This window comes from Pseudomonas sp. JS425, from assembly GCF_018223845.1.
GTDB classification, from domain to species: Bacteria; Pseudomonadota; Gammaproteobacteria; order Pseudomonadales; family Pseudomonadaceae; genus Aquipseudomonas; species Aquipseudomonas asiatica.
This window is the reverse complement of record NZ_CP073661.1, coordinates 2,800,393-2,821,127: the sequence shown is the minus strand read 5'-3', so window position 1 is coordinate 2,821,127 and position 20,735 is coordinate 2,800,393. Positions and strand designations below refer to the sequence as shown.

The following is a 20,735-nucleotide window of genomic DNA, read 5'->3' as shown; positions in this document are numbered from 1 at the left end:
TGCTTGCGAGCGCCTGGGCCGGCTCCATCACTTCCTGAGGAAATCAAATGAGCAGCATCACTTTCCGAGCGCACGACGTTCAGCTCCAAGCCTACTGCGGCGACACGATGCTGGTAACGGTTGAGGCGGACTTGACCACCGTTGTCGAGGAAATCCCAGTATCAGATCGACTGCACGATGTGGAGCCGTCCGACATCGTAGAAACAGCCGGCCCAGTCAATCTCCTCAATGCCATGGGCGAACAGCATTTCTCTGCATGGGTTGAGGCCAATGGCGATTTCTACGAAGCCCTGAATGCCATCGGCATCGAGCGAATTCGGGAGTGGATCAGCGACTACACCAGCGGCGAATGATCCCCTGGCCAGAATCACGTAGCCGAGCACGGCGGGCCTTCGGGATAACCGTACCCATTCGGGAGCGTAAGCGGCGAGAGCGCGCAACCATCCACCGCAGCCAGGGCCTGGAGCGTACCTCCGTGCCTGGGTGATCTGGCATTTCCCCTTTCAACTGACGGCGCCGGCCTGGCGCGAGGTTTTCCAATGTCCACTACCAACATGCGCATCTGGGAGAAGGTCCAGACGACCGACACCCGATTCACCAAGGACGCCAAGGTCGGCGGCCAGCAGATCACCAGCCTGAACGGCACCGCCATGATCATGAAGGCCACTGAGGTCTTCGGGCCGGCCGGCATCGGCTTCGGCTGGAACGTGGTTGAGGAGCGCTTCGACAAGGGCGCCGAGATGTTCAGCGGCGAAGGCGACAAGCGCGTCAGCCTGGGCTTCGAGCTAAACCACACCATCAAAATCACCTTCTGGTTTGTGCTCGACGGCCAGCGCGGCGAGATCGAGCAGTACGGGTGCACCCAGTACCTCTACAAGTCGAAGTACGGCACCACCACCGATGGCGAGGCACCGAAAAAGTCGCTGACCGACGCCATCAAGAAGGCTCTTTCCATGCTGGGCTTCAGCGCCGACGTGTTCCTGGGCATGTTCGATGACGTGAACTACGTGCAGCAGCTGCAGGCCGAGCAGGCGATCGAACAGGCCGAAGACCGGCAGGCCGAGATCGAGCGCCAGCAGCAGGAGCGCCTGGACTTCATCAAGGACACGATCGAGACAATGCAGAAGGCGGTCACGCCGCATGAGCGCAAGAAGATCCACGACCATGCCGTGCGCAAGCTCATCGGCCGCAAGGACGAGAAAGGCGCCGCCCGAATCTCCCTTGAATTGAAGAACCTCGAAGCCGGAAAACCGCAGGAGGCCGCAGCATGACCCAGCTCTACGCACTCACCGGACAGATGGCCGAACTGGCCGCCATGTGCGACACCGACGACGAAGGCCTCAAGCAGGCCATTCAGGACACCATGGCCGGCATCCAAGGCGAGTTCGAGGTTAAGGCTGACAACATCGTCATGCTGCGCCGGAACATCGAAGGGGACATCGGCGCGATCGACGCCGAGATCGACCGCCTCAACGAACTCAAGCGCATCAAGGCCAACAGCGTCACGGCTATCACCGACTACCTGCGCCGCAATATGGACGCGGCCAACATCAAGTCGATCAAGCGTCCGCTGTTCACCATCAGCCTGGTCACCGGCAAGGAAAAGGTAATCGTCGACAACGAGCAGGCGGTACCGGACGAGCTGACTTCTGTGGTGACCAAGATCGCGCCGGACAAGAACGCCATCGCCGCCAAACTCAAGGAATGGCGTGAGCACAACGAGGCGGTCCGCAAGCGCATGGCCGCCGGCGAAGACTGCGAAGACGAACTCATCCCTGAGCCAAGCTGGGCGCATCTGGAGCGCGGCGAGAGCTCGATCCGCATCAAGTGAGGCGAGCATGAACCAATCAATCGACCTGGAGGCCGCCAAAGCGGCCTTCTTCGCGTCTGGCGGCCAGCTGATCGTACTGGAGGGCTTCACCTACCGGCCGCTGCCGCAGCGCAAGCACCCTGAGCCCAAGCCGAAGCGGGCCAAGCCTGCTGCGCATAAGTCGGAACACCCGCAACAAAGCCGGGCCAGGACTCGCGCAGCACAGATCGCCGAACTCGCCAAGACCATGACCTGTGGCGAGGTAGCGAAACTCCTCGGCGAGACCAAGGGCGCGCTTTGGGGCGTAGCCGCTCGCGAAGGGTTCAGGTTCTGCAAGCCGCCACGCCAGGTCCAGCCAGTGAAGGATGCCGCCGCTCAAGAGACTGCTGATCGGGAGTTGGCAGACCGGATCATTGCCTTGCGTGATGAGGGTATGTCCCGCTGCCGGGCTACCGCAGTACTCGGAATCGGAAATCGCAAGCTGGAGCGCATCCTGGCTGCATACAAGATCAACTTCCCGCTTCAGCGACATAGGGGATAGGCCATGAGCGACCACGGCGAGCACCCCAGCGTCTACTACCTTGGCCGGGAATGCCGCCGCAACGGTGGCGGCAAGATGGCCAACCCATTCGCCTCTCACACGTTCCACGGCTCCTGGTTCTTGGCCGGCTGGAACGACATGGATCTTGAGATTGAACAGAAAAATCCGAAGCGCGCTGCAAAGAACAAGGCGGCGTGAGCAGTTCAACCTACCGCCCAGCAGACTAGTTACTGCGTCGTACAACTCCGTCAAAGGTCAGACTGCCGTTGCTGGTCACTTTTGCAGAGTGTTCGCTCTGAAGGGCCATTGTGTAGGAATAGGTGCCTCCATCCATACCAATGAAGCCGTAAGTAATGGAATTGCCGTGGACGGTAACGCTGGTGAACTCAGATGTGCCACTTTTTCCAATCACCCGCCCAGTCAGGCGTCCTTGCCGCACCTCTAGTTCGATAGTAACCGGGTCTGAGAAGAGCATCCATTTCAGCGTTCCTCTCCAGCTACCCACGAAGCGAGCAATTCTTGGGTCAATTTGATTGACAGAAGGAGGACGAGCACCTTCATTCCCTTGCTGATTCGCTGCTGATGCACAGATCTCACAGCGTAGGGCGGAGAAGTTCTTCATGGAGATCGGTTCGGTACCGAAGGTGCTTTCTTCAACACTGTTCGTGCCCGCCAGAATGTTGAAGTAAGGAGTACCATCAATGTTGTAGGAGACTTTCGAGCAACTCGCCGTTGTCGAGGTGATCGTATAGTTTGCTGTGAACGATGGCTTCGAACCACTCAACGATTTCATTTTGATTGAAGCCGCGCACTGCCCAACTATTTTGCTGCAGTCGCATAACGGCTCAGCTTGTGCAGCCATCCCGGCCAGTCCAAGGCTCACGCCCAGCAGAGCTATTCGAACATTAACCATGCGACCTATATCTCCAAGATCTGTTCGCACGAATTCTAGCAGCAGCGCCTAGGGGCCATCCATGCTGTTTCAAAACCTAAACCGCCTGAGGATTGAAGGAGGTGCCGTATGGCGATGTCTCAGAAGGACCGCGACGAGAAGCGCCGCGCCAAGGCAGAGCGCCTGCAGGAAGAAGACCTGCGCTTGAAGGTTCGACCAGGGACTAAACAGGCCCTGCTGGAGCTGATGGAGTGGGCCGGGATCGAGGAACAGGGCGAGGCGATGACGCTGATGATTCATCACATCGAAGCGCTCGGGCATCACGCGCTGTTCAGGATCGCGCGCCACGAAATCGAGGCTCACCGGTCTGTGGTGCGGACTGAGCCACTGCGGCTGTCAGCCAGGAAGCGAACCGGCCAGCACCTGCGCGCCATATGCGGCTGGGCAGACGCCACGTACAGCCAGATGATCGAAGCGCTGATTCACGGCATCCACGCCCTGGGCAGGCTGCACGCGGCGAAGTTTCTCACCCCGCCGCGGCACAAAATCAGCATATCTCCGAGACTGGCCATGGCCTTCGACAGGAAGAGCATGCTGATGATTCAGCAAGACCCAGGCGACGAAATACTCGCACCAGCCTGACCTGCGCTGCCTGCCAGCGCCTTCCCCTATTCAACGATAACGCCTCCCCGGCGGGCGGTCCGCTACTGAGGATCACCATTAGCCCATCTGGTTAAATCTTCAGAAGTGCGGGCAGGAGAGCTGTTCATTCGTCTCCGTTAGGGACAGCATCAGCATGCTCATTCCAGGTTCGGAGCATCCAAGAGGGCAAAAGGTCGTGCCTTTTCACTCCAACCCGCGCATTGGAATAAGGCATGTGCGGCTCTAGAACAGTCCGAACCAGTATTTGGTCGTTGGTAATTTGAATAGGCGCAACTAGGTCCGGAGCAGCAGTGATATCTTCACGATCGCGTAAATAAAGAGGAACCAAGTAGTTCATGCGCCCGTAGTACCAGTATCGAAGCTGCAGGTTGCGGTTCAACGACCATTGGATTGCGCCAGATATTGCGCACATCTGGGCTACTGGGGGAACATCTTGTAAGAATCCTACTCGGTCTGCGTTATCCTGAAGCATGTGATCATGGTGCATTACAATTTCTGCACCTTTCGGAATCTCTGCCCCCTCCGGAATATCGGGTGGGGACGGCAGTGATGGGGCGTTGATGTGAGAGCCCGCTTTTATAAGCTTCCATGGTGACCGTCCTTCTTCCTCCTCACCAGCCATGAACACCAGATATAGCGGTGTTCCGTAGCGGGTCTGCAAGTTACCGGCGGTCATATAAAACTGATCTTGTCCGAACGTAACGCGGCCTTGTTCAATGCTCCAAGCAACGTTAACCGCCAAGTACTTCTTTAAAGCACCGAGGTCACTACCCCAGTTCTCAGTGAGCGCGCTTCGCTTTAACTCTTCAAGCACGACTGCTGGGATATAAGCGAAGTCATGAAGCCTCTTGATCAGTCGCTGAGTGTATGGATCTCCAATATCCGCTTGCAGTTTTTCAATGTTCAACGCTGCTCTCCTTGATAGCCAGTGGTGTTCCGTCAAAAGACTGAAGCTATCACCTCAGCCATCAGAATGCCACCACTCACAGGTACCCCCATGCCCACAGAAAACCGATCCAGCAACACCGACCCACGCGATGTGTTCATCAGGCTCAACCCGCTCGGCCTGGGCGAGGCGGAGCTGCGCAAGGACAGCACCGGCTTCGAAGACCAGCGCACCCACAGCGACTACCTGCTGTTCCTGGCGGGCTACCGCGAAACGCATCCAGAACCGCAGCACCACACCGATCCTGGCGAGGTTGAGCGGTGCGAAGCAAGACTGCATGAGGTTGCTAGCCTATGCGCCAGCGTCGAGCAAGAGCGCGACGCCCTGCGCGCCCAGCTGGCGGAGTGCGAAGCCATGGCCGCGATGATTGCCGAGCGCGAATGGGCGGAACACGCCGGCACCGGCCCGGTGTCCAGCAAGGTCGAAGCCGCATTCACCCAGTTGCACAACGATCTGCATGAGGTCGGGGAAAAGCTGGCCGACCGGGATGCGCTGCTGCGTGAGGCCCTACCGGCAGTTGAATATGAATCTGGCCGAGGCGATGCGGCAGGAACCAGCTATCTGCAATTGGCAGACAAGATCAAGTCCCTATCCGCCAGCGCAGAGCCTAGCGCGCCGGTTGAGATCGACGAGCGCCATAAAGGCTGCTGCTGCCCACCAAAAGGATATAACGGAGTTTGGGCTGCTGGTCCTTGCCCGGTCCACCAGGGGCTGAGGAAATTAGGGCAAGCCCGCGCCGCCCTGGATCGCAAGCCCTCCTGACCACTGGAGTACTTTTGTACTCCACTCAGCTGTAGCCCCTGTCCCCTCTATTTCGAGCAGGCGACTTTATCGAATTTCGGCTGGGTATCGGTGGCGATCCGGCGAGCCCGCCCCACTCCCCAGGCCAGCGCCCTGGTCATTGACTCGCCAGGTCGGGAATCGAAAGCCTCTTCGTGGATCGCCAACCCGTTTGGCGAATACACGCCGATGAACATCTGCGTGTTACCCGTTCGAGACAGGCGCACCTGAACATCAATGTGCGCTCCATCGCCGAGGGTTTCGTCGTGAGCACGGTGGTGAAGCGTTGGATCAGCCCATTGCCAGAAAACTTCACCGCGAATCCTCATGTCGGCCTCCTACGATTTTAGTTGTATGCCACGGGTGAACTCTCACCATAGCTAAGGCCAGGTGGCACACAACCGCGGAAGCCTAGTTTGAGAACTGAATCGGACCACCGGCCGATTTTCTTGGACCGAACCCAACCACTTGTACAACTCACTGCCGCGATATGGCGGCCAAGGAGCACCCGTGCGCCTGAAGAAAGCTGAGCGTGAGCAGATCCGCCTGAAATACGGCGGCCGCTGCGCCTACTGCGGCAACGCCTTGGGCGAGCGCTGGCACGCCGACCATTTCGAGCCAGTCGTCCGCAACACTGGCGAAGCGGCGAAGACGGTCCCGGCCCTCCGGCCAGCCAACCACAACCTGGCCAACATGATGCCCGCCTGCGTGCCCTGCAACCTGAGCAAGCACCGCATGCAGCTTGAGGACTGGCGCCGCTGGCTGGCAGGACACGTCAACAGCCTCAACCAGTACCACCCCATCTACCGCCTGGCCAAGGCCTACGGCTTGATCGCCGAGACAGGGGCCGAGGTCGTCTTCCACTTCGAAAAGGTGCAGCAGCCATGACCCGCCTCGCCCTCTGCCTCCTGCTGCTGGCCACCGGCGCCAGCGCAGCACCTCACCCCCAAGAGAACATCATCGGCGTGCAGCACGACAGCCAGCGCGGCGTCACCTGCTACCTGCTGAATGGGGTCGGCATCAGCTGCATCCCCGACAGCCAGCTGCAGGCCGGCAACCAGCGCCAGCTTTCCCCGCACGAAACCCAACCCGAACCTACACCCGCTCTGGCGCCTGGGCGCTGGATTGATGAGAGGTATCAACTGTGAAAATTGGAAGGCTCTTTATCGGACTGAAGTGGTGCTACGGCGCGAAAGACCAAGCTGTGATCTTGAGCTGGGAGCTGAAGTGCGGCTACTGGCGGTGGGCGATCTGGTGGCGTAAGCCAAAGAAAGCGCTGTGCCTTCCGGCCTTCGGGCCATCCATGGCGGCAGGTACCAAGTACTTCGTTGGCCATGGCCACTTTGGCGCCTGGGCGCGGCTTCCGCTGGTCGGCTCGTTGTCCATCTCAACCCAACCGCCCTACCCGGCGCAGGTGCAGCCATGACCGACCTGATCGAAGTGAGGGTATCCAACCTGGTCGGCGCGGCGCTGGATTGGGCTGTGGCGCAGGTTGAGGGCATCAGCACAATCATGCTGTCGCCCCGGAAGGACGAGCCCCCAAAGCCCTTCGCACTGTTCGGCTCTCTGGCTCTCAGCGTTGGAGGTGAAGACCAATCGAGCTACACCCCTTCAAGCTGCTGGCACTGCGGCGGCCCGCTGATCGACAAGCATGGAGGCAGCGTTCAGCACGATCGAGGAGTACCCCTTAGCACCCGCTATAGCGCGGGTCCAGATGGTGATGCGGTCTGGTGCTACGGCCCCACGCCACTTATCGCATTCTGCCGAGGCCTAGTCCGCTACAAGCTCGGCGATACCGTGCAGGTGCCGAAGGAGCTGATGCCATGAGCGTTTCTGACGAACAGTTCCAGCGCGCTTGCGAGTTCGCCGACCAGCTCATCACTGAGAAGTCCGAATGGCTGCGTAGAGCCTTGAAGGCTGAGCGTGACCGCATCATTTACAGAGCCCTGGCCATCTCCGGATGGTTTGGCGTTATCACGATGGCAATCGCTTGGAGCATCCAGCCATGATCGCCCTCGCCTACATGGCCTACCTGATCTACAGGGGGCCGCGACCATGAAAGCACGCATGACCTACTGGAACGGCTCCTGGTGGTGCCGGCGAATGGGCTGCACCGGCCAGGGTACCACCATGAAGGAAGCCTGGGACGACATGTGGGCGCTGTACTTCGAAGCCGTTCGCCCTGCGCGCCCGCAGACCTTCCATTCGCCGCGAGTCCGCTGCGGCTGACTCCAGCCTAAACCCTCCCCCAACTACTCAAGCCCGCCGACATGCGCGGGCATGGAGAGACTCATGCTCAATTTCTTGACCCGCCTGTTCAAGCGTAAGAAGAAGCCGAAACAACGTAGCGCGCTAGGCCCCACCGGGTATTCCCGCGGGCAAAGCCCAGCATCTGGCCGGCAAGACCCGATGCTCGACCCGCTCAACCCCATGAGCCCGGTCAGCCCTATGCATCCCATACATCTGGCGGACAGCTACGAGCCGGCTCGCTCGAGCAGTTCGTGTACCAGTCGGGACTACAGCAGCTACGACAGCGGCAGCAGCTACTCGTCGAGCGATAGCAGCAGTTCCAGCGACAGCGGATCCAGCTCCAGCACCTGCGACTGACCACTAACCTGCCGCCACCGGCGGCGTGGAGACCATCCATGAACCTGATCGACTGCTACGTCACGAAGATCCTCGGCGAGCCGTACCGCAAGTTCGGCGCCTGGTGGGTCGATGTCGAATACAACAGCTGGGGCAGCGTCAGCACCACCCGGCTCATGTTCCGCACCGAGGAAGCCGCCCGCGCGGCGAAGGTCGGATACCACTTCACGGCCTGAGGAGGCGCGCAATGGTCCGATACAAGACCGTGGAACAATTCTCCCGAGAATCTGGCTACACACCTGACGCCATAAGGACCAAAATTCGCGACGGCAAATGGCCGAAGCACATGGTCTGGCGCAAAGCGCCTGACGGAAGAATCTTAATTGACGTTGAGGGGTATTACTCATGGGTAGAGATGGGGGAGGCGTCAGGCCCGCGTCTTCAAGTAGTATCGAAATCACATTCCAATACCAGGGCGTCCGGTGCCGGGAGCGGGTCCAGCTCAAGCCCACCGCCGCTAACCTGAAAAAGGCGGAGCAGCACAAGTCTGCAATCGAGTATGCCATATCAAATGGCACATTCGATTACGCCGCCACATTCCCGCGATCAAAGCGCGCCGCCCAGTTTGCCAGGGCCAGCTCAAACCAGAATGTCGGCGTCTACCTGGACGAATGGCTGGAGCGGAAAACGAAGACCTTCAAATCGAGCACCACGGCCCTATACCGGTCAATCATCAGATCGATACTCAAGCCAATGTTTGGGAATCTGTCGCTCGGAGAGCTCAACAAGAAGGTAATCAAGGATCAGTTGTCCGATTACCAGGTTTCGAACAGTAGGCTGACCACAGTTCAGACCTGCTTTCGGTCGGCGCTCAATGATGCAGTAGAGGACGAAATCATTGAGAGCAACCCTCTTTCGGGATGGGCATACAAGAATCGGGAGGAGATCAAGGAGGAGGATGATGTGGATCCGTTCACCCGGGAGGAGCAAGAGGCTCTGCTAAGGGCGGCACGGGGGGAGACTTGGGCTCAGCTGCAGTTCGCGTTCTGGACGGGCCTTCGTCCTAGTGAGCTAATCGCGCTGGAGTGGGGGGATATTGATTGGATCGCCGGGGAAGTCCGAATTGTTCGAGCCAAGACCAGGGCCGCCAAGGTTCCCGAGTCTACCAAAACCGCATCTAGCCGGAGAACGGTTAAGCTGCTCGGCCCTGCAAGAGAGGCGCTGCTCAAGCAAAAGGAGCTGACCTTCCTGGCCGGAAAGCATGTTTTTCTGAACACCATCACTGGCGAACCATGGCGACATGCCGGCTATATCTACCGAGTGATTTGGATTCCCGCAATGAAAAAAGCAGGCGTACGGTGGCGGCGCCCTTACCAGAGCCGACACACATACGCCTCAATGATGCTCAGCGCTGGCGAAAATCCAATGTGGGTTGCTCAGCAAATGGGCCACAAAGACTGGACCATGATCGCCAAGGTTTATGGTCGCTGGATGCCATCCGCTGACGTAGGAGCCGGAGGCCGCGCAGAGGCTCTTTTTGCGAGTAATGCCAGCGTTATGACAACATCATCTCTAGACCCCGCGTTGTAAGCCGAAAAGATCAAGTTGCAAAAGCTGGAATGGGTCATGTCCGGCGGCATTGACGCAGGGCCTCAGGCAAGTGAAAAGGCAGGGCTATTGCGCCCGCAGGTAGTGCAGCAAGGTGTCCAGGGCAACCGAGTTGGGCCGCGAGCGCAGGGTCAGCACGCCCAGGTTGGCCATGGCCAGCGGCAGTTCCACCGGCAGGATGGCGACCATGCCATAGCGGGCATAATGCTTGGCCACATCATCGGGCACCACCGCAATCATCTCGGAGGCTTCGAGCATGGCGGTGGTAGCCAGGATCGAGGCAGTTTCGACGATATCCAGTGACTGCACCATGCCGCCGGCCTGCAGCGCGCTTTCGACGCGGCGGCGCATCGGGCTGCCGATCGGGTGCAGTATCCAGGTCGACGCCACCAGGTCGGCCAGTTGCAGCCCGGTGGCATTGGCCAGCGGGTGGCCTGCGCGGGCGATAACGCGCATCTGCTCACCGCCTTCGAACAGTTCGATGTTCAATTCCTGGCTGTCGCTCTGGTCCGGCAGGCGCCCCACCACCATGTCGAAGTCGCCACGCAGCAAGGCCGGCAGCAAGGTGTCGCTGGTGCCAACCTCCAGGGAAATGCGCACTTTGGGGTGATCGCGCTTGTAGGCCAGTACCGCCCTGGTCAGCACACCCGGCACCGGGCCCATGACGCTGCCCACCCTCACCAGGCCCTGAGCCCCGCGCGCCAGCTCGGCAATCTGCGCCTGGGCGTGCTCGAACTCATGCAGCGCGTTCTGCGCATAGCGGATCATCACTGCGCCATACAGCGTCGCTTGCATGCCCCGTGGCAAACGCTCGAACAAGCGTACGCCAAGACGTTCCTCGAGCTGTTGCAGCAACAGGCTCGCTGCCGGTTGCGTGGTGTGCATCGCCGCGGCAGCACGGCGCAGGTTAGCGAACTCGCCCAAGGCGTTGAGCAGCGTGATCTGCCGGCTGGAGATCTTCAATGCGCCGAGGCTGGCAGGCGCCTGGGCGCTGTCGGGTGGCAATCGAGACATATCGAATCCGGTATCGCTGGTTAAGATTTGGCGATTATGCCTGTATCGCTCGACAACCTACAGTCAGGTCCCCCAGTGCTTGAACAGAACAAGAGCCGACCATGAGCATACGTATTACCCACCTGAGCGTTCGCGACATTCGTTTCCCCACTTCGCTGTCGCTGGACGGCTCCGACGCCATGAACAGCGCCCCCGATTATTCAGCGGCCTATGTGGTGCTGCACACCGACGCCGAGGCCCTCGAAGGCCACGGCCTGACCTTCACCATCGGCCGAGGCAACGAGATTTGCGCGGCGGCGGTGCAATCGCTGGCGCCGCTGATCGTCGGCCTTACCCTGGAGGAAATCACGGCCGACATGGGCGGTTTCTGGCACCGCTTCACCGTCAGCGACAGCCAGTTGCGCTGGCTGGGCCCGGAAAAGGGCGTGATCCACCTGGCTACTGCCGCCATCATCAATGCCGTGTGGGACCTGTGGGCCAAGCACGAAGGCAAGCCGGTGTGGAAGCTGCTGACCGACATGACGCCCGAACAACTGGTGCGCTGCCTGGACTTCAGCTACGTCACCGATGTGCTCACCCCCGAAGAAGCCATCGCCCTGTTGCGCCGCCAGGCCCCGGGCAAGGCCCAGCGCGAAGCGCAGATGCTGCGCGAAGGCTACCCCGGCTACACCACCGCGCCGGGCTGGCTGGGCTACAGCGAGGAAAAGATGCGCAAGCTGGCCCGCGAGGCGGTGGAAGATGGCTGGACCCACATCAAGCAGAAGATCGGTGCGGACCTGGAGGAAGACATTCGCCGCGCCAGCATCCTGCGCGACGAAATTGGCTGGGAGCGCACCCTGATGATGGATGCCAACCAGGTATGGGGCGTCGAGGAATCCATCGCCAACATGCGCCGCCTGGCCGCCTTCGAGCCACTGTGGATCGAGGAGCCGACCAGCCCGGACGACATCCTCGGCCACGCCGCCATCCGCCAGCGCATTGCGCCGATTGGCGTGGCCACCGGTGAACATTGTCACAACCGGGTGATGTTCAAGCAGATGTTCCAGGCCGGCGCGCTGGACTTCTGCCAACTGGACGCGGCCCGCCTGGGTGGCCTGAACGAAGTGCTGATCGTGCTGCTGATGGCGGCCAAGTACGACGTACCGGTGTGCCCGCACGGCGGCGGTGTCGGCCTGTGCGAATACGTGCAGAACATTGCCCTGTTCGACTACATCGCGGTATCGGCCTCGCTGCACAACCGGGTGCTGGAGTACGTCGACCACCTGCACGAGCATTTCATCGACCCGGTGGTGATCCGCCGCGGGCGCTACATGCCACCGCAACGCCCGGGCTACAGCATCGAAATGCATGCCGAGACCCTGGAACGCTACCAGTACCCCAACGGCGCGGTGTGGCTCGACATCAACCGTTCCTGACCCACCTACCTGGGTGTGCCGCCTTTGCGCGGCACGCCACCAGCACTTTTCACGGGGAAAAAACAATGACAATCCTCACCGGTACTGCAGCGGCGCCCGCCCCTGCAGCCACCACCGAACAGCGCCTGAACGGCCTGCTGCTGCGCAAATTGATGCCACTGCTCATCGTTGTCTACGTGATGAGCTTCCTTGACCGGACCAACATTGCCCTGGCCAAGGCCAGCATGGGCATCGACCTCGGCCTGTCGGCAGCGGCCTACGGCCTGGGCGCCGGCCTGTTCTTCCTCACCTACGCCCTGGCCGAAGTACCCAGCAACCTGATCATGCATCGGGTGGGCGCACGCTTCTGGATCACCCGCATCATGATCACCTGGGGCCTGCTCTCGGCGGGCATGGCCTGCGTCCAGGGCGAAACCTCGTTCTACGTCATGCGCCTGTTGCTCGGGGTCGCCGAAGCGGGCCTGTTCCCCGGCGTGATGCTGTACCTGACCTACTGGTTCGACCGTGAACAGCGTGCCCGCGCCACGGGTTACTTCCTGCTGGGCGTGTGCCTGGCCAACATCCTCAGCGGCCCGCTGGGGGGTGCGCTGCTGGAAATGGACGGTGTGCTGGGCTGGCACGGCTGGCAATGGCTGTTCGTGCTCGAGGGCCTGCCGGCAGTGGCCCTGGCCTATGTGGTATGGAAGAAACTGCCCGATGGCCCGGCCTCGGCGCCCTGGCTCTCGCCCGCCGAAGCCGAGGACATCGAGCGCCGTCTGGCTGCGGAGCGGGCCGCCGCACCGCAGCAGAGCAAGTTGGGGCAGATGTTCCGCGACCGGCAGATCTGGCTGGCGATCGTGGTGTACTTCGTGCACCAGATCACCATCTACACGGTGATTTTCTTCCTGCCGGGCATCATCGGCACCTACGGCGCGTTGTCGCCCTTCCAGGTCGGCCTGCTGACCGCCGTACCGTGGATTGCTGCCGCCATCGGCGCCGCCACCTTCCCGCGCCTGGCCACCTCGCCGAGCCGTTGCCGCACCCTGCTGTTCGGCGGCCTGCTGACCATGGCGGCCGGGCTGCTGCTGGCGTCGCTGGCCAACTCGTTCATCGGCCTGATCGGGTTTTCGCTGACTGCCCTGATGCTGTTCGTGGTGCAGTCGATCATCTTCGTCTTCCCCTCCAGCCGCCTGAGTGGCAGCGCCCTGGCGGCAGGACTGGCCTTTGTCACCACCTGCGGCCTGTTTGGCGGTTTCGTCGGCCCATCGGTGATGGGCCTGATCGAGCAGGCCACCGGCAGTACCCGCAATGGCTTGTGGATCATCGCCGCGTTGCTGGTGATGGCAGCGCTGGTCAGTACCCGCTTGCGGCAAGGGCAGGAGCAAGCGAATCGCTGACAGGAGGCGCTCATGGAACAACTGTGGGAGCGGGCATGTCGAGGCGTCGAACCGCCGCGAACACCGGCGAAGCCGGTGCCATACACCGAGCTGTACGCTTCGCGGGCACGCCCGCTCCCACAGGGAATGTGACACGCTCTTGAGCATTGTTCCCTGAACGACAGCGCAGCCCGAGCAACCCCGACGGCTCAAGGAGTAACCCCGGCGGGCCGGCCACAGCGCAGTTCCAGCACCTGGGCCAGGCGCTCTACCGCCTGTTGCAGCTCCCCCGGGTGATCACCCAGCCAGGCCATCGCCAGGCACTGCTGGTAGCGCCCCTGCAAGCTGAACTGCTCGCCCGGCATTGCATGCAGCGCTGAACCCGCCAACGACGCGGCAATATCCGCCCACGGCAGTGGCTGGCGAAAGCGCACCCACAGTGTCCGGCCACCCTCCGGCATTTCCAACACCACCCGCTGGCCGAACTGCAGCTGCAACTCACGCGCCAGGCATTGCATACGCTTTTGCAGGTCCGTACGTAGCCGCACCAGTTGCGTCTCGATCTCGCCTTTGCCCAACATGTGCGCCAGCGCTTGCAGGCGAAGCGGTGCAAGCCGAAACGCACGCTCCGCGAAAGCCTTGGCCAGCCCGGCATCATGGCCCAGCAAGTAGGCATAGGGCGCCTCGCTCCCCACTGCGGCATCGAACGCCCCCATCACCAATAGCCAGCGGGGGTCGACCCAATCGCGCAGGCGCATATTCGGCGGCCCGCTGTAACAGTGCTCACTGTCCAGGTCGTTTTCCAGCACCCATACAGAGTGCTGCCCAAGCATCTGGCCAAGCTGCTGCTGATAGTGCGGTGATACCAGCCGCCCCTGCGGCATGCCAAGGCACGACGGCATCACGAGCATGCACACCGGCTCGCTATCCAGTAGCCAGGCCAGGGCGCGCAGGTCCGGGTTGCCGCAGGTATCCAGTGGTACCTCCAACACTCGCATGCCAGCGCGGGCCAACGCGCGCAGTACCTGCCAGCAACAGGGCGAGTGCACCACCACGGTTCCACCTTGCACAGCCAACGCCGCCAGCAAGGTCTCCAGCAACGCCTGCACATCCGGAGCCAACTGAACGTCCTCGGCACGCCAGTACCGGTTGGAGGAACGGGTATAGCGTTCTGCGACGGCATTGCGCAGGCGGGCGCTGCCGGGCGCGTCCCAAGGGGCACCATTGTGCGTGCGCTGACGTGCCAGGCGCCGTTCGTGGCTGAGCAGGGTTCGCTCCAGCATCGGCTGTGTCGGCAGGGGGGCCTGCAGGGGCATGGCCGCTGCAGCATCCTTGGCAGCGCCCTGTACGTAATAGCCCGACCTGGGCAGGCATTGCACGCGGCCCTCCTCTTCCAGCAGGCTGTAGGCACTCTGTACGGTGGCCAATGACACCCGCAACCGCCGGGCCAACTCGCGCAACGACGGCAAACGGCAGGGGCCACTTCGTGGAGCCTGGTCGATCAAGGCTTCCAGGTAGCGATAGACCTTGCGATAGGCGAACTCTCCGGCGCCCGATTGCTCCATCAAGGCGGCCCCGCATGACCACGCCGCCGCCCCGCTGCCCGCCGCGGCAGCAACCTCAGCTGTACATCGCGACGGGCCAGATGGCTCATCAGGCGCCAGGAGGCCAGCGGCAGGCCCCCGCCATAGATCAACCTGAGTTGCCCCAGCGGCAGGCCGCTGGTGTTCACCAGCCAGTTTTTCACCGCTTCAGGGCAGGGTTTACCCTGCAAGGCCCGATGCAGATATGGCAGCGCCACCAGCATGTCGGCATGCCAGCACTGCAGAAAGCGCTCCAGGTTCTTCCCCTGCCTGGCAAACGGGCTGAACAGCAGGCACACCTGTTGGATCTGGTTGATGCCGTATGCCCTGCCGAACTGCAGTTGATGCACATCGCGCCGCTTGTTGGCGCCCGGCTGGCCAGCCAGCCGCAATGCCGGGCGACTTGCCTGCGGTTCGAGACTGCGCGCGTGCAGTTGCTGCAACTGCGCCGGGGCCAACGGCTCGACGAACGCGGCCAATGGCCGGGCGTCCTGGCCCCCCTCGAAGCGGCAACCGAGCATGAGGTCAAGCTGTTGTTCTTCGAGCAATGGCGGCAGCAGGTCGTCAATGGCAATCAACCGCACCGGCGTGTTTTGCGGCGCCGCCCCCACGGCCGGTTCCGCCAGGGCGCTCGATGGGCCCCCGATGCTGCCGTGCAGGCGACTGAGCCCCTGTGCCAGCGTCGCCAGGCACTGGTGCACCGCATGCGAACCCCGCTCCCCTGCCAGGCGCAAGCTGCGCCGTGCCCAGGCAAGGTACCGGCGGCGCTGGCACGCCGGGATGGCGGTGATCAATACATCCGCAGGGGTATGGGCCTGCAGCGCAAAGCCCACCGCGGCCGCCAACTCCAGGTGCAGACGACTCCCTAGCAGCGCTTCGGGGCTGGCGTCGACCAGGTGACCGAACATCAGCATGGCGTCCCTCGCCAACAGCCAGCTCTCGGGTGCGGCAGGAGCATGCCGGCTGAACGGTACTACTTCACGCCCCCTGATCATCTGCAGTTGCACCCGCGGGTCATCCTGCAAGAACAGCGCATTGAAGCCGCGCTCATGGCATTCGAGCGTGGCACTGTCAGCCACGGGCAGGCTCACTACCAGCACCCGCAGCTGGAAGGTTACCGGCGCACGCAGGGCGATACTCAGTTGTGCGGCACGCAGCATCGCCAGCAGCCGGGCGCTGCGGTGATCGTTGCCTTGCAGCACCAGCAAGCGGTAGGTGCCGATGTATTCTGGCCCGCCTGCAGCAACCAGCAGCCGTTGTATCAGCAACTGCAAGGAAGCACGCTGCGCCTGTGACATATGACTGAGCAAGCGCTCGAGTACTTGCTGGTAGATATAGTGCATTGCCTGGTCGTGAATAGCAGTCACGAAATCACCTCATCAACTTCATGCAGCCAGCGCACGTTGATCAGAGAACCTGAACATCAACATGCCCTGAACTTTTCCAGAAGAAATTTCCTACAACTAATTGGAAGTAATGACGTAACCAGTCACTGTCGCCAAGACATCGAGAAAAACGCATCGTAGCGACGCCCCGCCGCTGCCATACACCGCCCTGGCCTGGGCATAGCCATGCTCATTCCACGCTCCTTGCGCAAACTATCATTGAGCCATTATCGAGGGATGCAAGGCGAATAGAAGATACAGATCAGGGTAAAAAAACCATTCAGAAGAAGTGAGAAAACACATTGACCGCGAGGGAATAACAATTCAAGGCAAAAAGCTTGGCCGGATATTTCGACCAACCTCCGGTGATAGCTTAAATATAATCCCCATCTCTTTTTATTGTAGGAAATTTCCTTTTTTGAACATCAATCATGATGTACCAGACACAAAAAACCCGGGACTCTGCCCGGGCTTCCTGATGACGCAGACCGCTGTCAGTGTTGCGCCATGTCCAGCACTACGCGCCCGCCGCATGGGCATTGGTCCATGTAGCGATGCGCCTCGACCACCTGCTCGAACGGGTAAACCTTGATGATCTGCGGTGTCAGCAACTGGTCGGCAGTAAACTGGTTGATATCGCGCAAGGCGCGCTGCAGCGCCACCTGGTCCTGGCTGATACCCAGCTCCGGCTTGCCGGTGAAGTTGCCGATGCAGTGCACATAGAACTGGATGTTCTTCTGGAACGCCGCGCAAGCCGGGAACGGCGTCTGATTGCCGCCTTGCAGGCCATACAGCACCAGGCTGCCACGCGGTGCCAGGACATCGCCCAGCAGCGACATCTGCGGCCCGCCCATGCCATCGAGGACCATGTCCACGCCACGGCCATCGGTGTACTTGCCAACCTGCAGCAACAGGTCCTGCTCTTCGGTGACAATCACCTTGTCGGCGCCCAGGCCCAGCAGGTACTCACGCTGATCCGCCTCTTTTGTGGCGGCAAACACCTTCAGCCCCAGGGCCTTGCCCAGTTGCACGAAGGCAGGGCCCGCGCAGTGGCTGGCGTCGGTGACCAGCGCAGTCTGCCCGGCCTTGGCCCGGGCCAGGTCGACGTAGGCGAAATAGGCGATCAGCAGCGGCGTGTAGTGCACGCTGGCCTCGATCGGGGTGAGCACATCCGGATAACGGGTAATGGCCGAACGCGGCAGCACGATGACATCGCCATACACCGGGTGGTCGTTGGCACTGGTGGCCGGGAAGCTGGCAACCCGGTCACCCACCGCAATATCCTCGACCCCTTCGCCGACCGCGGTCACCACCCCGGCCATCTCGTGGCCGATCCCCGCCGGCAGGCGTGCCTGGGACGGTGCCAGGTTCTGGCGCCAGAGCACGTCATACCAGCTGACGCCAACCGCCTCGACGCGGATCTGTACCTCGTCGGCAGCAGGTGACGGTTCGGCCTGCTCCTCGCAACGGAGCACATCGGCAGCGCCGAACTTGTGGAAACGGATCATGCGGGACATCGCATACCTCGCCTTTGTGAACCTCTAATTACCACGGACTTTATCCGGGCTTTGCCGGTTAGACCATCAGTGGTCATTAATAGTCGACATGCTTGTCATCGATTGGGCACCTGACTTTCCCTGCGATTGGTCCCCCTAAACCCGTGCAGGGTACCAGCCTTTGGCCTTAAGATTCACCTCTGCCCCACTTTAGGCGAAGCGCACCGATGAATCGAAACGACCTGCGTCGCGTAGACCTCAACCTGCTGATCGTGTTCGAAACGCTGATGCACGAGCGCAGCGTGACCCGTGCCGCGGAAAAACTGTTCCTCGGCCAGCCCGCCATCAGCGCGGCCCTGTCGCGCCTGCGCAACCTGTTCGACGACCCGCTGTTCGTGCGCACCGGCCGCAGCATGGAGCCCTCGGCCCGGGCCCACGAAATCTTCGCCCTGCTGTCCCCGGCGCTGGACTCGATTTCCACCGCCGTCAGCCGCGCTGCCGAATTCGACCCGGCCACCAGCAATGCGGTGTTTCGCATCGGCCTGTCGGACGACGCCGAATTCGCCCTGCTGCCGCAGCTGCTCAAGCGCATCCGCGCCGAAGCGCCGGGTATCGTGCTGGTGGTACGCCGGGTCAATTACCTGCTGATGCCGACGCTGCTGGCCTCGGGCGAGATCTCGGTGGGGGTCAGCTACACCAGCGAACTGCCAGCCAACGCCAAGCGCAAGGTGCTGCGCCGCAGCATGCCGAAACTGCTGCGCGCCGACAGCGTGCCCGGCGCTATCACCCTGGACGACTTCTGCGCGCGGCCGCATGCGCTGGTGTCGTTTGCCGGGGACCTGTCGGGGTTCATCGACGAGGCGCTGGACGAGATTGGCCGCAAGCGCCACGTGGTGCTGGCGGTGCCGCAGTTCAACGGGCTGGGGAGCTTGCTCGCGGGCACCGATATTGTCGCTACGGTGCCGGATTACACGGCGGATGCGTTGACCGCGGCGGGTGGGTTGCGGGCTGAGGATCTGCCGCTGGATGTGCGTAGTTTCGAGCTGCACATGGCCTGGCGCGGGGCGCAGGACAATGACCCGGCAGAGCGGTGGTTGCGGTCGCGGATACAGATGTTCTTCGGGGATCCCGATAGCTTGTGACCGACTTCCATCAAGATCCGCAAAAATCAATAAAATCAGTATCTTAACCTGAGTCTACATCTAAGGCCGTCCGTCGTATTCCGCTCATTTCCAATACGCCTGCGGGTATATTTTGGGGTACTTTTTCCGTTTCGAAAAAAAGTACCCGCACATGACGACTTCCCTCCCCACGCCTGCATTGCGGCGTAAACTCAGCGATGCCTTCTTGCGTGCCATTGCTGACCCCGGCAAGTACGCCGACGGCGAGGTACCCGGTCTTTACCTGCATGTTCAGGCCTCGCAGAAGTCGAACAAGCCTGCAGCAAAATACTGGCGGATGAGGTATCGCCTGAACGGCAAGGAGAACGTGTACGCGATTGGCCGTTATCCCGACATTGGCTTGAAAGACGCCCGCGACCTGGCCCGAGCCGCGCGCCAGAACGTAGCTCATCACGTCGCCCCGCTGAAGGCCAAACGCAAGAAAATCGCCGAGCAGCTACTTAATGAGGAACGCTCATTCAGTTACGTCGCCGAACAGTGGCTGGCCTTCAAGTCACACGACCTCGTGAGCAAATCCCTCGCGGGCTTTCGCGGCGCTTTGAACAATCACATCCTGCCCACGATCGGCAACATTCCCGTCAGCGAGATCAAACTGGACCACATCATCGAGATCATCGCTACCTTGCGCCGAGCACGCACACTGGCCATGGCCAAGCGCGTGCGTACCATCATCCGTGCCGTGCTCGGTTTCGCTGAGGGCCGCGGCTGGGTGGAGCGTAACGTGGCCCTGAGCAACACCGAAGAGCTCAAGGTTCGCCATGTGGTGACCAGTAATCCAGCGATCGAACGTCCAGCCGATTTGGGTCACCTTCTGCTTCGTCTGGATGAGCTCAGCCCGAGCAGCGTGAGCATGGCGATGCGTTTGCTGGTCATGCTGCCGGTGCGCCCCGGCGAGCTGGTGAAAATGCGTTGGGAAGACATCGATCTGGTCAGCGCCGACTGGCGCTATGTAGTAGGGAAAACACGCCATCTGGATAAGAGCAAACACATCGTGCCACTGCCGGAGCAAGCCCTTGTGCTGTTGCGTGAACTACATGAACGGCGGGTGGTGGATGAAGCGGGCAATGGCTGGGTCTTTGTATCGCCGGTCTACCCAGGCTATCCAGTGGACGCCACATCCCTGGCCAAGGCCTACCAGCGGATCTGGCCGGAATACCGCATCACTGCGCACGGTTTCCGCGCCACCTACCGCACTATCGCTCACGAGCATTTAGGTATCGATCCGATTGTACTGGAGTTGTCGTTATCGCACCGCATGCCAGGTGCACTGGGTGCCGTGTATGCCCGCGCGCAATTGCTGCCGCAGCGTCGGGAGGCCGCACAGCAATGGACGGATTACTTAGATCGGTTACGCAAAAATGCTGCACTCGCTGAGTAAGTTCAGGTGCGCATGCGGGGGTTGAAGCACTGTTGAGAACGATGAGTGCGAAGCGGGAAACGAGACTCGCATCGGGCTTGCGAGCTGTTGAAATCTAAGAGC

At 61.2% G+C, this 20,735-nt stretch carries 27 protein-coding genes; 20 read left to right on the top strand and 7 right to left on the bottom strand.

Features of this window, described 5'->3' with window-relative positions:
- The first annotated feature begins 47 nt into the window (after positions 1-47).
- The 5 genes from KDB76_RS12970 (at position 48) to KDB76_RS12950 (ending at position 2,549) form a co-directional block, all read left to right on the top strand.
- Complete coding sequence (locus KDB76_RS12970) at positions 48-353, top strand: hypothetical protein (protein ID WP_038409485.1); 306 nt, start codon at positions 48-50, stop codon at positions 351-353.
- Positions 354-539: 186 nt separating this feature from the next.
- A complete protein-coding gene (locus KDB76_RS12965; protein ID WP_038409484.1) occupies positions 540-1,271 on the top strand; it encodes a hypothetical protein in 732 nt (243 codons plus the stop codon).
- Positions 1,268-1,831, top strand: coding sequence for a siphovirus Gp157 family protein (locus tag KDB76_RS12960; protein WP_038409483.1), 564 nt, complete (start codon positions 1,268-1,270; stop codon positions 1,829-1,831). Before KDB76_RS12965 ends, KDB76_RS12960 begins: the two co-directional genes overlap by 4 nt.
- 7 nt (positions 1,832-1,838) lie before the next feature.
- Entirely contained in the window at positions 1,839-2,351 is a 513-nt protein-coding gene (locus KDB76_RS12955) for a hypothetical protein (protein ID WP_038409482.1), read from the top strand.
- Between the two features lie 3 nt (positions 2,352-2,354).
- Positions 2,355-2,549, top strand: coding sequence for a hypothetical protein (locus tag KDB76_RS12950; protein ID WP_038409481.1), 195 nt, complete (start codon positions 2,355-2,357; stop codon positions 2,547-2,549).
- A gap of 25 nt (positions 2,550-2,574) precedes the next feature.
- On the opposite strand, the gene KDB76_RS12945 is transcribed toward KDB76_RS12950, so the two are convergent.
- Complete coding sequence (locus KDB76_RS12945; RefSeq protein WP_144241763.1) at positions 2,575-3,264, bottom strand: hypothetical protein; 690 nt, start codon at positions 3,262-3,264, stop codon at positions 2,575-2,577.
- A gap of 108 nt (positions 3,265-3,372) precedes the next feature.
- Here KDB76_RS12945 and KDB76_RS12940 point away from each other — a divergent pair, with 108 nt between their 5' ends.
- The gene (locus KDB76_RS12940; protein ID WP_038409480.1) at positions 3,373-3,885 is read left to right on the top strand and encodes a hypothetical protein; all 513 of its coding nucleotides are present in this window, start codon (positions 3,373-3,375) and stop codon (positions 3,883-3,885) included.
- A gap of 124 nt (positions 3,886-4,009) precedes the next feature.
- On the opposite strand, the gene KDB76_RS12935 is transcribed toward KDB76_RS12940, so the two are convergent.
- Positions 4,010-4,813, bottom strand: coding sequence for a DUF3825 domain-containing protein (locus KDB76_RS12935; protein WP_038409479.1), 804 nt, complete (start codon positions 4,811-4,813; stop codon positions 4,010-4,012).
- 90 nt (positions 4,814-4,903) lie between these two features.
- Here KDB76_RS12935 and KDB76_RS12930 point away from each other — a divergent pair, with 90 nt between their 5' ends.
- Entirely contained in the window at positions 4,904-5,614 is a 711-nt protein-coding gene (locus KDB76_RS12930; protein ID WP_049870811.1) for a hypothetical protein, read from the top strand.
- A gap of 47 nt (positions 5,615-5,661) precedes the next feature.
- Here KDB76_RS12930 and KDB76_RS12925 read toward each other — a convergent pair whose 3' ends face one another.
- Positions 5,662-5,961 (bottom strand): hypothetical protein, encoded by a 300-nt coding sequence (locus KDB76_RS12925; RefSeq protein WP_038409478.1) that lies wholly within the window; start codon positions 5,959-5,961, stop codon positions 5,662-5,664.
- A gap of 181 nt (positions 5,962-6,142) precedes the next feature.
- On the opposite strand from KDB76_RS12925, the gene KDB76_RS12920 reads away from it, so the two are divergent.
- From KDB76_RS12920 to KDB76_RS12880, 9 genes are all read left to right on the top strand, one after another.
- Positions 6,143-6,520, top strand: a complete 378-nt coding sequence (locus KDB76_RS12920; RefSeq protein WP_038409477.1) for an HNH endonuclease — start codon at positions 6,143-6,145, stop codon at positions 6,518-6,520.
- Positions 6,517-6,780, top strand: a complete 264-nt coding sequence (locus KDB76_RS12915) for a hypothetical protein (protein ID WP_038409476.1) — start codon at positions 6,517-6,519, stop codon at positions 6,778-6,780. The genes KDB76_RS12920 and KDB76_RS12915 overlap by 4 nt, the downstream gene beginning before the upstream one ends.
- A gap of 56 nt (positions 6,781-6,836) precedes the next feature.
- Positions 6,837-7,058, top strand: coding sequence for a hypothetical protein (locus KDB76_RS12910; RefSeq protein WP_226342908.1), 222 nt, complete (start codon positions 6,837-6,839; stop codon positions 7,056-7,058).
- Positions 7,055-7,459, top strand: a complete 405-nt coding sequence (locus KDB76_RS12905) for a phage protein NinX family protein (protein ID WP_200873967.1) — start codon at positions 7,055-7,057, stop codon at positions 7,457-7,459. Before KDB76_RS12910 ends, KDB76_RS12905 begins: the two co-directional genes overlap by 4 nt.
- Entirely contained in the window at positions 7,456-7,641 is a 186-nt protein-coding gene (locus KDB76_RS12900) for a hypothetical protein (RefSeq protein ID WP_038409475.1), read from the top strand. The genes KDB76_RS12905 and KDB76_RS12900 overlap by 4 nt, the downstream gene beginning before the upstream one ends.
- 46 nt (positions 7,642-7,687) lie before the next feature.
- Positions 7,688-7,861, top strand: a complete 174-nt coding sequence (locus tag KDB76_RS12895) for a hypothetical protein (protein ID WP_158491226.1) — start codon at positions 7,688-7,690, stop codon at positions 7,859-7,861.
- A 63-nt stretch (positions 7,862-7,924) separates the two neighbouring features.
- Positions 7,925-8,239 (top strand): hypothetical protein, encoded by a 315-nt coding sequence (locus tag KDB76_RS12890; RefSeq protein ID WP_038409474.1) that lies wholly within the window; start codon positions 7,925-7,927, stop codon positions 8,237-8,239.
- 38 nt (positions 8,240-8,277) lie between these two features.
- Complete coding sequence (locus KDB76_RS12885; RefSeq protein WP_167506586.1) at positions 8,278-8,454, top strand: hypothetical protein; 177 nt, start codon at positions 8,278-8,280, stop codon at positions 8,452-8,454.
- 169 nt (positions 8,455-8,623) lie between these two features.
- The gene (locus tag KDB76_RS12880; RefSeq protein ID WP_038409473.1) at positions 8,624-9,808 is read left to right on the top strand and encodes a DUF3596 domain-containing protein; all 1,185 of its coding nucleotides are present in this window, start codon (positions 8,624-8,626) and stop codon (positions 9,806-9,808) included.
- 84 nt (positions 9,809-9,892) lie between these two features.
- Here the strand turns inward: KDB76_RS12880 and KDB76_RS12875 are convergent, their stop codons facing one another.
- Positions 9,893-10,840 carry a LysR family transcriptional regulator gene (locus KDB76_RS12875; protein WP_038409472.1) on the bottom strand — a complete coding sequence of 316 codons (948 nt, stop codon included), beginning with the start codon at positions 10,838-10,840 and terminating at the stop codon, positions 9,893-9,895.
- 101 nt (positions 10,841-10,941) lie between these two features.
- Here KDB76_RS12875 and KDB76_RS12870 point away from each other — a divergent pair, with 101 nt between their 5' ends.
- Positions 10,942-12,255 (top strand): L-fuconate dehydratase, encoded by a 1,314-nt coding sequence (locus KDB76_RS12870; protein WP_038409471.1) that lies wholly within the window; start codon positions 10,942-10,944, stop codon positions 12,253-12,255.
- A 65-nt stretch (positions 12,256-12,320) separates the two neighbouring features.
- A complete protein-coding gene (locus KDB76_RS12865; RefSeq protein ID WP_038409470.1) occupies positions 12,321-13,631 on the top strand; it encodes an MFS transporter in 1,311 nt (436 codons plus the stop codon).
- Between the two features lie 188 nt (positions 13,632-13,819).
- On the opposite strand, the gene KDB76_RS12860 is transcribed toward KDB76_RS12865, so the two are convergent.
- The 3 genes from KDB76_RS12860 to KDB76_RS12850 form a co-directional block, all read right to left on the bottom strand.
- Entirely contained in the window at positions 13,820-15,175 is a 1,356-nt protein-coding gene (locus KDB76_RS12860) for an aminotransferase class I/II-fold pyridoxal phosphate-dependent enzyme (protein ID WP_024086927.1), read from the bottom strand.
- Positions 15,175-16,560 carry a hypothetical protein gene (locus tag KDB76_RS12855; RefSeq protein ID WP_013972369.1) on the bottom strand — a complete coding sequence of 462 codons (1,386 nt, stop codon included), beginning with the start codon at positions 16,558-16,560 and terminating at the stop codon, positions 15,175-15,177. Before KDB76_RS12855 ends, KDB76_RS12860 begins: the two co-directional genes overlap by 1 nt.
- A 512-nt stretch (positions 16,561-17,072) precedes the next feature.
- A complete protein-coding gene (locus KDB76_RS12850; protein ID WP_038409469.1) occupies positions 17,073-18,095 on the bottom strand; it encodes a zinc-dependent alcohol dehydrogenase family protein in 1,023 nt (340 codons plus the stop codon).
- Between the two features lie 206 nt (positions 18,096-18,301).
- Here KDB76_RS12850 and KDB76_RS12845 point away from each other — a divergent pair, with 206 nt between their 5' ends.
- On the top strand, positions 18,302-19,216 hold the full coding sequence (locus KDB76_RS12845; RefSeq protein WP_038409468.1) for a LysR family transcriptional regulator: 915 nt from the start codon (positions 18,302-18,304) through the stop codon (positions 19,214-19,216).
- 151 nt (positions 19,217-19,367) lie between these two features.
- Positions 19,368-20,633, top strand: a complete 1,266-nt coding sequence (locus KDB76_RS12840; RefSeq protein ID WP_038409467.1) for an integrase arm-type DNA-binding domain-containing protein — start codon at positions 19,368-19,370, stop codon at positions 20,631-20,633.
- Positions 20,634-20,735: the final 102 nt, after the last annotated feature.